We start from the raw sequence: 12,693 nt of genomic DNA on the forward strand, positions 1-12,693 counted from the left end.
ATGAACGATCGCGGAAACCGCGTCCTGCGGCTGGACGCGCTGGCCAGGGTGGAGGGCGAGGCAGCCCTCCACCTACGCGTCGAGGGTGACACGGTCGCCGAGACGCGGCTGCGCATCTATGAACCGCCGCGCTTCTTCGAGGCCTTCCTGACCGGCCGCGGCCATACCGAGCCTCCCGACATCACCGCCCGGATCTGTGGCATCTGCCCGGTCGCCTACCAGATGAGCGCCTGCCGGGCGATCGAGAACGCCTGCGGGGTCACGGTGGACGGCCCCCTCGCGGAACTCCGGCGCCTGCTGTACTGCGGCGAATGGATCGAGAGCCACACTCTGCACATCTACCTGCTGCATGCCCCGGACTTCCTCGGGCGTGCGGACGTCGTGGAGCTCGCCCGCGACCAGCGAGCCGCTGTCGAACGCGGTCTGAGGCTCAAACAGGCCGGCAACGCGATCGTCGAACAGCTTGGCGGCCGCCCCATCCATCCGGTCAACGTCCGGGTCGGCGGCTTCTACCGGACTCCGGGGCGGGAGGAGCTGCGTCCGTTGGCCGAACGGCTGCGGCAGGCCCGGGAGGACGCGCTGGGAACCGTCCGCTGGGCGGCGGCGTTCGACTTCCCCGACGCCGTGTGCGACCACGACCTGTTCGCACTGCGCGACCCCGGCCGCTACCCGATCGACTCCGGAACACCGGCGGTCTTGGCCGCTCAGGGCCAAGACCCGGCGCTGCGCGAGTTCCCGCTGGCCGACTTCGAACAGCACGTCCAGGAAGGGCAGGTACCGCACTCCACGGCTCGCACGGCCGCACTCGACGGCCGCCGCCACCTGACCGGGCCGCTGGCCCGCTACGCGATCAACGGCCGTTGGCTTCACCCCGTGGCCGCCGAGGCGGCGCGCGACGCCGGCCTGGGCGACCCGTTGACCGGTGCCGTCTGCGACAACCCCTTCCGCAGCATCGTCGTACGCGCCGTGGAAGTGGTGCAGGCCATCGAGGAAGCCCTGCGGATCATCGGCGGATACGAACGACCTCCCCGACCGGCCGTCGAGGTCCCGCCGCGCCATGCGGCCGGTACCGGGGCCACCGAGGCGCCCCGGGGCCTGCTGTACCACCGCTATGCCCTCACCGAGGACGGCACGATCACCGAGGCCCGTATCGTCCCGCCCACGGCCCAGAACCAGACGGCCATCGAGGAGGACGTGCGCAAGGCCGTCCAGGCGCGCCTAGATACGGCTGGGCCCGCGGCTGGCGACGAGGAGCTCACCCATCTGTGCGAACGGGCCATCCGCAACCACGACCCCTGTATCTCCTGCGCCGCCCACTTCCTCGACGTGACCGTGGAGCACACATGAGCCGCCGGGTCGTGGTGATCGGCGTGGGCAATCCCCTACGCGGCGACGACGGCGTCGGCCCGGCCGCGGTGGAGGCGTTGCGGGGGCGCGTCCCGGACGGAACCGTCCTCACAGTCAGTGACGGCGAACCTGCGCGCATGCTCGATGTGTGGCGCGGCGCGGACACGGTGGTCGTGGTGGAAGCCCTCCGCGCACAGCCGGCCCGGCCCGGGGAGTTGCACACCCTCACGGCGGCGGACGCGGCCTCCCGGACAGCAGCTACTGCGAGCACCCACGCGCTCGGCCTCGGGGAGTGCCTCGCCCTGGCGGAGGCACTCGGGCAGCTGCCGCAGAGGCTCGTGGTGCACGCCGTGGAGGTGGCGGACGTCGAACTCGGTGCGCCCCTGAGTGAAGCGGTGCGGTCGGCGCTCCCTGAACTGGTCGACCGGGTCGCCGCATCCGTTCGGCAGGGACACGGACCGAACCAGGAGCAGTAGGGGGCCGATGGTCCTTCAGCGCGAGCTGAAGCGCCCTCGCGACTACCCACACGGAGTGGGACGGTGAAGTTCACCCCCAATGCCGCACGCTGTCGGCGGCTCCATGAAAGGCGGTGGGGACAATGACACTTCCCCTGGTGGTGGGGGTGGACGGATCGGACTCATCCCTGCTGGCGGTCGACTGGGCCGTGGACGAAGCCGCGCGTCATGGCGTTCCGCTCAGGCTGGTGTACGCCTCCTTGTGGGCGCGCTACGAGGCGGGTCTTCCCTCGGTGGACCCGAGGCGCCCCTCCGAGCAGCTGCTGGCCGAGCACATCGTGGCCTCGGCGGCCGATCGGGCCGAACGGCGCAACCCGGATGTGAAGGTCACCACCGACATCGTTCCGGAGGACGCTGCGGCCGCTCTCGTCAGCGCGGGCGACGGTGCGTTCGCGCTGGTGACGGGTTCGCGTGGCCGTGGTGAGCTCACGGGTCTGCTGCTCGGGTCGGTCGGTCTCGGCGTGTCCGCCCGGGCGCACTGTCCGGTCTTCGTGGTCCGGGGTGATCGCGTGGGCCTGGCGGGTGCGCACGAGCGGATCCTGCTCGGCCTGGGCGAATCGGACACGACTGCGGAGGCTGTGCGTTTCGCCTTCCGCGAGGCCGAGGTGCGAGGGTGCGTCCTCGACGTCGTGCGTGCCTGGCGCAGGCCTGCCTACGACAGACACGGTGACCGGTTGCAGCCCGGCGGACCGGCGGACACGTACGAGGAGAACGCCTCCGTCGTGATCGACGCTCTTCTCAAGGCGGCGAGCGCCGAGAATCCGCATGTCCGGACGCGTCCGTCCGTCGTCGAAGGACCGGCCGGCAAGATCCTCGTGGACCGGTCGGCGGCCGCGGATCTCGTGATCGTCGGGGCACACCGTAGGACGGGTCACTTCGGATTCCAGCTCGGCTGCGTGAGCCATGCGCTGCTGCACCATGCCCAGTGTCCGGTCGCGGTCGTGCCTGAACGGCAGTGACTGTGCTCCTAGGCATGCCTGCCGGTCCACTGTTCTCGGGATGGCGCCATCTGCGCCACGCTCGCAGCCGAACAGATCGCGCACCCTGATGGTCTCGACGTGTCGCCACATGCCGTCGGGCAGCAGCATCCGTGGGAACGCGGGGTGCCCCGGCTGGGTCACGTGTCACGGGTGCTGACGGCACGCCGCCCCCGTCGCCCCGTCATGCCGCCGGCTGCTCATCTGTGGCGGTGTGGCGATGGGTCCCGCAGCGTGGAGAGCAGGGGCGGGCCGGCCCCGTGGGCTCAGACACCGAAGGAGAGTGGGACGCATGGACACGGATGTCTCGGAGCCGCGGGTGGTGGTCGGCGTCGACGGGTCGCAGTCCTCGTACGAGGCCCTGCGCTGGGCCGTGCGCTATGCCGGGCTGGTCGGCGGCACCGTGGAAGCGGTCGCCGTGTGGGAGCTGCCGGGCCTGTACGGCTGGTCGGGGCCCGCCGTGGACATGGACGTCGACGAGGAGGAGACCCGGCAGAAGATGAGCCAGGAGCTGGCCGACGTGCTCGGCGCGGAGGCCGCGGGCTCTGTGCGGACCCGTGTGGTGCACGGCAACGCCGCCGATGTCCTGCTGCGGGCCGCCGAGGGAGCCGAGGTCCTGGTGGTGGGCAGCCGGGGCAGGGGCGGGTTCGCTCGTGCCCTTCTCGGCTCCGTCAGTCAGCATGTGTCGCAACATGCGAGCTGCCCGGTCGTGATCGTGCGTTCCCTGAAGCAGTGACTCGAGGCCGGGGCCAGTGCGGGGCCACTTCACTGGAATGCCGCGTGAATCTCCTGCTGGGTCGCCTCGTGTGACACGAGCAGGAGCTCGTCGCCCGGGAGCAGCCGCACCTCGGGGCCAGGGACCGTGGGACGGCCTTCGCGTACGACGGTGGCGACCACGGTGCCGGCGGGCAGCTCGATCTCGGCCAGCCGGTGTCCCGCTGCCCGGGACTCCTCGGTGATCGCGGTCTCGATGACCTCGACGCCCGCCTTGCTCAGCCGCAGCAGCGCCACCGTGTCCGTGGCACCGGTGGCCTCCTCGATGAGGGAGATCAGTGGGGTGGCAGCGGGCACGGCCACGTCCACGCCCCACCGTTGGTCGAAGAGCCAGGCGTTCTCCTCCTCGTTGACGCGCGCGGCCACCCGCCCCACTCCGAACTGCCGCTTGCAGAGCAGACTGATGACGAGGTTGTCCTCGTCGCGGCCGGTGGCGGCGATGACCAGGTCGCAGGCGAGGGCTCCCGCGTGCTCCAGGAGCGCCGGCTCGCAGGCGTCCCCGGCTACGACGCGCACGTGCGGAAGATCTTCGAGTTCGGCCACGCGGTCGTCGTCGTACTCGACGAGGGTGACGTCGTTGCGGGCGGCGGACAGCACCTGGGCGATCTGGGTGCCGAGTCGGCCCGCGCCCGCGATCAGGACCTTCACGTTCCCAGCTCCTTGTCGAGGAAGCCGCTCAGCCGGCCCAGCGCCGTGGCGGCCACACTGAAGGTGACCAGGTCACCGGGCTCGGCCAGGACACCATGGGCGGGGAGCAGTGAGCGACCGGCACGGGTGATCTCCACGACGCGGATCTCGCCGTCGACGTCGAACTCGGTGATCTGTCGTCCGGAGAGGTAGGACGGCAGCTGGGAGCGGACGAGGAGTGTCTCGCCGTTGCCGAAGGTGAGCTCGGGGGTGAGGTGCCGGTGCAGCAGCATCTGGTGGATGCGGTTGACAGCCCAGCGGACGCTGGAGATCGTCGGGATGCCCAGTTCCCGGTAGATGTCGGCGCTGCGCGGATCGTGGATGCGGGCGAGGACGATCGGGACGCGGTACGTCTCCTTGGCGGTCCGCGCGCTGACGATGTTGCTGTTGTCCCCGGACGTGACCGCGACGAAGGCGTCCGCGTGGGCGATTCCGGCCGTCTCCAGCGCGGAGCGGTTGAAGCCGTTGCCGATGTGGAAGGTGCCGGGGAAGCCCGGTGACAGCCTCTTCTGCGCTTTCGGCTGCCGGTCGACGAGCCGAACATCGTGGCCCTCGGCGACGAGCTGCGTGGCCAGGGTGGCCCCGACCCGGCCACAACCCGCGATGATCACTCTCATTCACCTTCCTCCCTTCGAGGATGTCCTCCGATGCCGCAGCGCCCATTTCCTGAGTTCCTCGGCGGCCAGCAGCAGCGCTCCGAACGCGGCCAGAACCGCCCAGTCGGCGGGGGCCAGCGGCGCGGTGTGGAACACCGCCTGGAGCGGTGGCGCGTAGCTGATGGCGGCCATCAGCCCGATGCCGAAGCAGCCTGCGACCAGCAGCCAGGGATTGGTCAGCAGGCCGGCCCGGAAGACGCTCTGCCGGTCGGTGCGCACGGCGAGGGCGTTGAAGAACTGGCTGACGACGATGCCGGCCTGAACCATGGTGATCGCCTCGCGGTAGACGGGATTGTCCTTGGTGAAGTCCGCGTAGGGGATGCCGGAGGCGTGGATGTGCCAGAAGAAGACGGCGCACACGCCCAGGGCCTGGATGTCGCCGAGGAAGAGGATGCGGCCCATGACCGCCGTCGAGAAGAGCCGCTCCTGTCGGGGTCTCGGAGGGCTGTTCATGACGTCGGGCTCCATCGGCTCCGCACCGAGCGCGAGGGCGGGCAGCACGTCCGAGCCGAGGTCGATGGCCAGGATCTGTACCGCTGTGATCGGCACCAGCGGGAAGCCGGCGAAGGTGGCGGCGAGGATCGGTACGAGTTCGGCGATGTTGTGGCTGAAGAGGTAGATCAGGAACTTGCGGATGTTGCGGTAGACCGAGCGGCCCAGTCCCACCGCGGTGGTGATCGAGGCGAAGGAGTCGTCGAGCAGCACCATCACCGCCGCTTCACGGGCGACGTCGGTGCCGGAGGCACCCATGGCGACGCCGATGTCGGCGTGCTTGAGGGCCGGGGCGTCGTTGGCCCCGTCGCCGGTGACGGCGACGACCTCGCCACGCCGCTGCAGTGCCGTGACCACCCGCATCTTGTGCTCGGGGCTGACCCGGCACAGCAGCAGTTCGCTGGAGTTCGCCAGCAGGGCGTCCAGGCCGCTGTCGTCCAGCGCGTCGAGCTGGGTGCCCGTCGCCACGGCCGGAGCCGACTCGCGCACGATGCCGACACGGCGGGCGACGGCCTCCGCCGTGAGGGGATGGTCGCCGGTGACCATGATGATGCGGATCCCGGCCCGCCGGCACGCGTCCACCGCGTCCCGCACCTCCGGCCGGGGCGGGTCGTACATCCCGGCCAGCCCCAGCAGCGTCAGCTCCGACTCGACGTCCCCGAGCGACGGCCGTGGACCGGAGACCGGCCGCCGGGCGACCGCCAGAACGCGCAGGCCCTGTCCGGCCATGCCGTCCGCGGCCGCCGCCACTTGGGTGCGGGCCGCATCGGACAGTGGGGCCTTCGCGCCGCTGCGGTCGATGGCATCGCAGTGGGCGAGCAGTTCGAGCGGGGCGCCCTTGACGTAGGCGAAGAACCTGCCGTCGCTGTCGCGGTGCACGGTGCTCATGAGCTTGCGCGCGGAGTCGAAGGGATGCTCCGCCACCCGGGGTGTACCGGCCTCTTCTCGCGCCGGATCCAGGCCGGCTTTCCGGGCGGCCACCAGCAGGGCCCCCTCGGTGGTGTCTCCGAGCACGCGCCAGGAGTCCCGCCCGGTCGGCGGCACCAGCCGGGCGTTGCTGCACAGAGCAGCCGCTCGAAGCAACTCCCGTAGGGCCCCCGCGTCGGTGATCTCACCGGCCGGTGCGTACCCCACTCCGGACACGGCGTGCGACGCACCGTCCGCCCACAGCTGTACGACGGTCATCTCGGCCTGCGTGAGGGTGCCCGTCTTGTCGGTGCAGATGACGCTTGTCGACCCCAGCGCCTCCACGGCCAGCAGTTGCTTGACGAGTGCGTGCCGGCGGGCCATGCGGCGTACACCGATCGCCAGTGAGACGGAGAGCGTGGCCGGCAGCCCCTCCGGCACCAGAGCGACCATCACACCGAGCGAGAAGACGAACGTGTCGACGAACGGTTGCCCGCTGGGCAGGCGCACAGCGAACAGGGCGGCGCCGGTCGCGAGCGCCACGCCCGCGACCCGGCGGGCCATGACGGCGACCTGCCGTTGCAGCGGGGTCCGCTGCCTCGGGGCGGCGGCGGTGAGCCGGAAGATCCGCCCGAACTCGGTGGCCGTACCCGTGGCGAACACGACGGCCTTCGCGGTGCCCGCGACCAGGTCGGTGCCCATGAACACGCAGTTGCGGGCCTGCAGCGGCGGTCCCGGCGGCACGGGTGCCGCGACCCGCGCGACCGGATCGCTCTCGCCGGTGAGCGCAGCGTTGTTGACGGCGGCTTCCTGGGCCTCGACCAGCCGGCAGTCGGCAGGCACCGCGTCCCCGGCGTCAAGGATCACCACATCGCCGGGCACCAGGTCCCGCGCGGGCAGCTCGCGCCGTTCGCCGTCGCGCAGCACGCGGCAGGTGCGCGGCACCATCGCCTGCAGGGACTCGGCCGTGCGTTCGGCGGAGTACTCCTGCGCGAAACCGATGCCGGCGTTCAGCAGCACCACGCCGAGGATCGCCAGGGCCAGTTGGAGGGTGGACGGATCCCGGGGCTGCCCCAGCCAGTACGCGAGAAACGTGATCGCCGAGGAGACGAGCAGAACCACCGCGAAGAGGTCGGTGAACTGCGCGACCAGCCGACGCCACACCTGGCCCCGCCGCACGCCGGGCAGCTCGTTGGGGCCACAACGGTCCCGGCGTGTGGCCGCCTCGGCCGACGTGAGACCGCGCGGAAGACTTCCCAGGACGGCAAAGACGTCGGAGACCGGTACCGCGGGGATCGACGAGGCGGAGGTGTTTCGCCGATCCGGTGGCGCCGTCGTCGTGACGCCGGTCGATGGTCCGCCCGCGCGGAGAGCGGCCGTCGCCTGCCGAGCCGGTTCAGGGCTCATGCGGGGCTCCGGTCTGCGAAGGCGGGCCGGGCGGCTCCTGCATGACGCTCCAGGCGACCGGGCCCAGCAGGTCGGCAAGCCGCCGCAAGACGTCGAGGAAGAGGTCGTCGATCGTCAGCACGCCCACCACCCGGCCCGCGTCGAGAACCGGAAGCCGGCGGACCCCCGTACGGCGGAACGTCCGAAAGGCCACCTCCACATCATCGGTCGCCTCCACCCGGACGACACCGGGAGACATGACCGCGTCCACCCGGGCCTCCGGATCCAGGCCGCCGCCCATGCCGCGTACGGCGAGGTCGCGGTCGGTGACGATGCCGTGCAGCGTTCCGTCCTCGACCACGAGGACCGAACCGACGGCGCATTCGGCCATCCGCCGGGTCACCTCGACCAGGGAGGCGTCCGGTGCGACGCACACCGGAGGAGCGGTCATCACCTCGGAGACCTCCACGTGTCCCCTCCTCGCTGTCCGATGGGTCCGCTCAGAGGACATCGAGCACATCGGCCACCGGCCGCCGTGGACTCGCCGGGCCTTCGGGGCCGTAGCCCAGCCGGATCACCATCTGGACGTGCGCCATGGACGAGACGGGGTCACGGACGGTCCACCGGATTTCCGGCCACTCCAGGGGCTGGGAGGTGACCGAGGCGGCGAGCCCGTCCGCGGTGGCCCGGAGCAGGACCCGTTCCAGCGCCTGACCGGCGCAGAGCCAGTCCGCGGGTTCGTCGTGGGCCGTACCCAGCAGGGCGATGTTCGGATGCTTCTCGAAGGGCGCCCAGCCGCGCCCGGTCATCGGGCGGCCGACGGCGAAGTCTCGCACGGGGGCCGAGGTACCGCGTTGCCGAGGACCGAACGCCTCGCCGGGGATGCCGTCGGCCGCCCCGGCAACAGCCGACGGCTCCGTGCGTGTCCACTGTGCCGTTTCCCCGCGCACTTCCGGGTCCACGGCCTCCCTGCCCTCGGCGTCCCGAACCAGGTCCAGGATGGTCTGCACGTGCCAGCCGCCGGGGAACAGCAGCTGTGCGCCCTCGGCCCCGGCCGCGTCGTACAACCTCTGCCGCACGGCGGCGGGGATGTCCTCGTCGCGGAAGGGCAGCCGGCTGGAGTGGCGGCGCCGGATGGCAGGGTCCAGCTGGGCGAGCGCCCCGTCAGGTGGTCCGGTGCCGCACAGATGCACCTCGGCGAGGAACTCCGGGTAGGCCGGGTCGGGCAGCAGGCGGACGAGTGGCGCCAGGCCCGCCGCCGCGGCGGCCACGCGCAGATTCAGCAGCGCGGCGCCGCAACCGATGTGCAGGCCCCGATTGTCCGGGTCCGTTCGCGGCAGGGTGCGTTCCAGGTTGGCGTACAGACGGAGGACTCCGATGTCCCGCAGGTAGCGGAAGGTCCAGGGCTGCGCGTTGTGCAGCGAGGGCGCCGCGGCGGCGTCCGCCACGAGTGTGGTGACGGCGTTCACGTCGAGAGGTTCTGCGGTCACGGCGGCTCCCCTTCGTGAGGGTCCTGGGACTCACCCAGGTGTCGGGACGGCGATGACAGGGCAAGTGGCGTGGTGCAGAACGCCTTGGCTGACCGACCCCAGCAACATGCCGGCGAAGCCCCCGCGGCCCCGGGTTCCCACCACGAGGCCCAGCGCATGCGCCGACGCATCGGTGAGAACTTTGACGGGATGCCCGAGGACCACTTCGTGCCGCAGGTCGACCTCGGGGTAGCGGGCATGGCGGCCTGCCACGATCTCGGAGAGCAGGCGGCGGCACTCCTGCTGCGGCTCGTGCTCGTCGAAGATCCGGAGCGGTCCGGGCTCCCAGATCAGCAGGGCCCGCAGCTGGGCGCCACGCAGGGCCGCCTCCTCGAACGCCATGTCGACCGCCGCGGCGGAGTGTTCGCTGCCGTCGACGCCGACGACGAAGTACGCCGGCTCCTGGGTGATGTGTTCCGGCTCGGGAACGACCACCACGGGACAGCGAGTATGGGCCATGACCGGCAGGGCCACCGAGTGTGAGCCGAAGACCTCCTGCCTGCGGCTCAGGTGCCGTGATCCCAGCACGATGGCGGCGGCGCCGCGACTCTGCTCGCGCAGCACCCACACCGGGTCGCCCTCCGCGAGCAGAACGTCCACCTCGAGCTGCGGTTGCCGGGCCGTGACGAAGACCGACGCCTCCTCCAGCACCTGCCGGCCCGCTTTGTGCAGCGCCTCGTTCCACTCCTCCCACGACGGTGGGACCTCCCGCCCGCGGTAGCCCCTGGTGGGCACGCCCTCGACGTGGACCAGGCGCAACGGCAACCGCCGTCGGGCGGCCTCGTCGGCCGCCCAGGCCAGTGCCATCCGATGGCCGGGCTCAGGATCGAGACCCACCACGATCGGCCGACGGTCAACGGGCCGGGACATGGTCGCCCCCGGTCACCAGATGGCGGATGCAGGAGTCAGGACCCGGGAAGTACAGGGTCACCCGTCCGCTGTCGGCCCAGCGCACGTCGTAGGGCGGGCTGCCGTCAGGGTGATGGAGGCCGACGATCTCGCCGTCTCGTGCGATGACTCCGGCCGTGGTCCCCCGTACGACGATCTCGTCGCCGACGCGGGCGCGCGCCGAGGCGCCTGTCGCCTCGGGGCCGGTCGCCGGTGCGGCCTGGTCGTTCTTCTTCAGTGGTGGGGGGACGGACATCGTCCTCGCCTCCTCCCTGCGGTGGCGCGGAGCGATGCCGCCGCCGATTCCATGGAAGGCTTCGGCGCTGTCGGCTCGCCAGGGGCCAATGGTCCCGATGGCGGCCCTGTCGACCCTCCGCTGGCGCGGGGACCGGTCAGTGTGTGTGCGCCGACAGGGGGACAGAGCGGGAGATCGCTGTGTCCGGGGGTGCGACGTGCGCCTGTGGGCCGAGTCGGGCTTCGATGTCGGCGCGCACCGAGGCGGTGAGCCGCGCAAGAGCCTCGGACCATACCGGCGGGACCGTTTCGGGGTCCTTGATCCGGAGTGCCGGGCCGGGCAGAGCGGCGAGGTCCTCACGGAATCGCTTGCGGGCGTCGTGCCAGTGGTCCGGCGACCAGGTCCGCCGCCCGCCGCGCATGACCGTGCGCAACAGCGGCTGACCGGAATCCGGAGGCTCTTCCCCGGCCAGGGCGATCACGTCGGGCCGCCCGGTGCGGCGGAAGACCTGCTTGCGCCCCGGGGCCGTGACCTTCGCCGAGGACAGCTTCATCACGGGCCCGCCGTCGTACTCGACGAGCTTGTAGGCGGCGTCCAGGTAGGGGGCGTCCGCTGCCACCCCCACCTTCGTGCCCACCGCGTACACGTCGATCGGGGCGCCGGCGCGTACCAGACGGTCCACGCCGTACTCGTCGAGCCCGCCGCTGGCCACGATCCGCACGTCGGCCAGTCCGGCGGCGTCCAGGATGGCGCGTGACCGGCGCGCGAGTGCGTCGAGGTCACCGCTGTCCAGGCGGATCGCGCAGCCGGGCCCGCGCCGCAGCTCGGCCAGGACCCGGGCGGCGATGCGTACGCCCTCCTCGGTGTCGTAGGTGTCGACGAGGAAGGTGACGGGGCCCGGGTGGGCGTGCGCGAACGCACGGAACGCCTCCTCCTCGCCGGGGAACGCCTCGATGTAGGAATGCGCCATGGTGCCCGAGGCCGGGATGCCGAGGGCCGCTGCCGCGGCCACGTTGCTCGTGCCCGCGAACCCCACCAGGGCGCCCAGACGAGCGGCCTGCAGACCCGCCCACGGGCCGTGCGCGCGGCGCAGGGAGAAGTCCACGACCGGTCGTCCGGCCGCGGCCAGGACACAGCGCGCCGCCTTCGACGCGACCACCGTCTGGTGGCACAGCTGGTTCAGCAGGTACGTCTCGACGAGCTGGGCCTGTGGGAGCGGGGCGGTCACCTCCAGCAGCGGCTCACCGGCGAACACCACACGGCCCTCCGGCACGGCGCGCACCTCGCCCTCGAAGGAGAGTCCGAGGAGCGGTTCCAGATCCCGGACAGGCCGGTGCAGGGCGTCCGCGAACTCCTCGATGTCGTCCTGCTCCACGCGGTAGCGGGCCAGGAAGTCCAGGGCGGACTCCAGACCCGCGGCAATCAGGAAGCCCCGCCCGGACGGGAGGTCGCGGACGAAGAGGCTGAAGGTGGCCGGGGCCCGCATGTCCTCCCGGAGGTAGGACATGGCCATGGTCACTTCGTAGAGGTCGGTGGTGGTGACGTCGGACATGGTGATCGCCGCCGGGTGTCTTGGTTCCTTGGTTCCCAGTCTGGCGGCGACCGCTCGGTACGAAAGGGACCTCAGGTCCCGGGGGAGGGGCTGTTCGGCCTCAGCGGTACGGGTCCGTGCGCGCTGGACTGGAGGTGTCGGCAGGCCGCACAACAGCCGAGGAGGTACGGCGATGACCACGGTGGCACGTAAGCAGAGGTTCGCGTTCCCGGAGATGTCGGACTGGTTCGAGAACCTTCCGGCCCGGTTCGCGATGCCCACGATGGGTGACCTGTACACGGTCCGGATCGAGGACTACACGGAGGACGGCCGCTATGTGATGCGGGCGGAGCTGCCGGGCATGTCGCCCGAGGACATCGACGTCTTCATCAGCGACGGCATCCTCACCGTCCAGGCCGAACGCACCGAGAAGGACGTCACGAAGAACCACGGCGAGATCCGGTACGGCGCGATGAGCCGCAGCGTCACGTTGCCGCCGGGCGCCGACGAGGACGACGTCAAGGCCGACTACACCGACGGCATGCTGACCGTCAGCGTGGGTCTGGGCGCCGAGAAGGCGGAGGCGAAGCACGTGGAGATCCGGCACGGGAACTGATGCCGAACCGGCGGGGGGGGGGGGGGGGGGGCGGCCGCCCCCCCCCCCCCCCCCCCCCCCCCCCCACCCGCGGGCCCCGCCCCCCGCCCCCCCCCCCACACGGGCACCCACCACGTGAGCCCCCGGCGGGTGCCGTACGCCCACCCCGACCGCC

At 71.6% G+C, this 12,693-nt stretch carries 13 protein-coding genes; 5 read left to right on the forward strand and 8 right to left on the reverse strand.

Annotated features, from left to right (window positions below):
• The 4 genes from ACFYMM_RS40200 (at position 1) to ACFYMM_RS40215 (ending at position 3,575) form a co-directional block, all read left to right on the forward strand.
• A complete protein-coding gene (locus ACFYMM_RS40200; RefSeq protein WP_388396703.1) occupies positions 1-1,347 on the forward strand; it encodes a Ni/Fe hydrogenase subunit alpha in 1,347 nt (448 codons plus the stop codon).
• Positions 1,344-1,823, forward strand: coding sequence for a hydrogenase maturation protease (locus ACFYMM_RS40205; RefSeq protein WP_388396706.1), 480 nt, complete (start codon positions 1,344-1,346; stop codon positions 1,821-1,823). The genes ACFYMM_RS40200 and ACFYMM_RS40205 overlap by 4 nt, the downstream gene beginning before the upstream one ends.
• A 122-nt stretch (positions 1,824-1,945) precedes the next feature.
• The gene (locus tag ACFYMM_RS40210; protein ID WP_388396708.1) at positions 1,946-2,821 is read left to right on the forward strand and encodes a universal stress protein; all 876 of its coding nucleotides are present in this window, start codon (positions 1,946-1,948) and stop codon (positions 2,819-2,821) included.
• Positions 2,822-3,131: 310 nt separating this feature from the next.
• A complete protein-coding gene (locus ACFYMM_RS40215; RefSeq protein ID WP_388396710.1) occupies positions 3,132-3,575 on the forward strand; it encodes a universal stress protein in 444 nt (147 codons plus the stop codon).
• Between the two features lie 29 nt (positions 3,576-3,604).
• Here ACFYMM_RS40215 and ACFYMM_RS40220 read toward each other — a convergent pair whose 3' ends face one another.
• From ACFYMM_RS40220 to ACFYMM_RS40255, 8 genes are all read right to left on the reverse strand, one after another.
• A complete protein-coding gene (locus ACFYMM_RS40220; protein WP_388396713.1) occupies positions 3,605-4,261 on the reverse strand; it encodes a potassium channel family protein in 657 nt (218 codons plus the stop codon).
• A complete protein-coding gene (locus ACFYMM_RS40225) occupies positions 4,258-4,917 on the reverse strand; it encodes a potassium channel family protein (protein WP_388396716.1) in 660 nt (219 codons plus the stop codon). Before ACFYMM_RS40225 ends, ACFYMM_RS40220 begins: the two co-directional genes overlap by 4 nt.
• The gene (locus tag ACFYMM_RS40230; RefSeq protein ID WP_388396719.1) at positions 4,918-7,761 is read right to left on the reverse strand and encodes a cation-translocating P-type ATPase; all 2,844 of its coding nucleotides are present in this window, start codon (positions 7,759-7,761) and stop codon (positions 4,918-4,920) included. It abuts the gene before it with no gap.
• Positions 7,751-8,209 carry a CBS domain-containing protein gene (locus tag ACFYMM_RS40235; RefSeq protein ID WP_388396722.1) on the reverse strand — a complete coding sequence of 153 codons (459 nt, stop codon included), beginning with the start codon at positions 8,207-8,209 and terminating at the stop codon, positions 7,751-7,753. Before ACFYMM_RS40235 ends, ACFYMM_RS40230 begins: the two co-directional genes overlap by 11 nt.
• Before the next feature lie 31 nt (positions 8,210-8,240).
• Positions 8,241-9,230, reverse strand: a complete 990-nt coding sequence (locus ACFYMM_RS40240) for an Acg family FMN-binding oxidoreductase (RefSeq protein ID WP_388396725.1) — start codon at positions 9,228-9,230, stop codon at positions 8,241-8,243.
• Between the two features lie 30 nt (positions 9,231-9,260).
• Positions 9,261-10,139 (reverse strand): universal stress protein, encoded by an 879-nt coding sequence (locus tag ACFYMM_RS40245; RefSeq protein WP_388396728.1) that lies wholly within the window; start codon positions 10,137-10,139, stop codon positions 9,261-9,263.
• On the reverse strand, positions 10,123-10,413 hold the full coding sequence (locus tag ACFYMM_RS40250) for a DUF1918 domain-containing protein (protein WP_388396730.1): 291 nt from the start codon (positions 10,411-10,413) through the stop codon (positions 10,123-10,125). The genes ACFYMM_RS40245 and ACFYMM_RS40250 overlap by 17 nt, the downstream gene beginning before the upstream one ends.
• 136 nt (positions 10,414-10,549) lie before the next feature.
• Positions 10,550-11,944 carry a nicotinate phosphoribosyltransferase gene (locus ACFYMM_RS40255; RefSeq protein WP_388396733.1) on the reverse strand — a complete coding sequence of 465 codons (1,395 nt, stop codon included), beginning with the start codon at positions 11,942-11,944 and terminating at the stop codon, positions 10,550-10,552.
• Positions 11,945-12,116: 172 nt separating this feature from the next.
• Between ACFYMM_RS40255 and ACFYMM_RS40260 the strand changes: the two genes are divergently transcribed.
• The gene (locus tag ACFYMM_RS40260; RefSeq protein WP_388396735.1) at positions 12,117-12,539 is read left to right on the forward strand and encodes an Hsp20/alpha crystallin family protein; all 423 of its coding nucleotides are present in this window, start codon (positions 12,117-12,119) and stop codon (positions 12,537-12,539) included.
• The last annotated feature ends 154 nt before the right edge of the window (positions 12,540-12,693 follow it).

It is taken from the genome of Streptomyces sp. NPDC006739 (assembly GCF_042869815.1).
GTDB lineage: Bacteria > Actinomycetota > Actinomycetes > Streptomycetales > Streptomycetaceae > Streptomyces.

Bases quoted from the DNA above. Each gene is read 5' to 3' on its own strand.
- ACFYMM_RS40200 (WP_388396703.1), top strand. From the start codon at position 1: ATGAACGATCGCGGAAACCGCGTCCTGCGGCTGGACGCGCTGGCCAGG.
- ACFYMM_RS40205 (WP_388396706.1), top strand. From the start codon at position 1,344: ATGAGCCGCCGGGTCGTGGTGATCGGCGTGGGCAATCCCCTACGCGGC.
- ACFYMM_RS40210 (WP_388396708.1), top strand. From the start codon at position 1,946: ATGACACTTCCCCTGGTGGTGGGGGTGGACGGATCGGACTCATCCCTG.
- ACFYMM_RS40215 (WP_388396710.1), top strand. From the start codon at position 3,132: ATGGACACGGATGTCTCGGAGCCGCGGGTGGTGGTCGGCGTCGACGGG.
- ACFYMM_RS40225 (WP_388396716.1), bottom strand. From the start codon at position 4,917: ATGAGAGTGATCATCGCGGGTTGTGGCCGGGTCGGGGCCACCCTGGCC.
- ACFYMM_RS40230 (WP_388396719.1), bottom strand. From the start codon at position 7,761: ATGAGCCCTGAACCGGCTCGGCAGGCGACGGCCGCTCTCCGCGCGGGC.
- ACFYMM_RS40245 (WP_388396728.1), bottom strand. From the start codon at position 10,139: ATGTCCCGGCCCGTTGACCGTCGGCCGATCGTGGTGGGTCTCGATCCT.
- ACFYMM_RS40250 (WP_388396730.1), bottom strand. From the start codon at position 10,413: ATGTCCGTCCCCCCACCACTGAAGAAGAACGACCAGGCCGCACCGGCG.
- ACFYMM_RS40255 (WP_388396733.1), bottom strand. From the start codon at position 11,944: ATGTCCGACGTCACCACCACCGACCTCTACGAAGTGACCATGGCCATG.
- ACFYMM_RS40260 (WP_388396735.1), top strand. From the start codon at position 12,117: ATGACCACGGTGGCACGTAAGCAGAGGTTCGCGTTCCCGGAGATGTCG.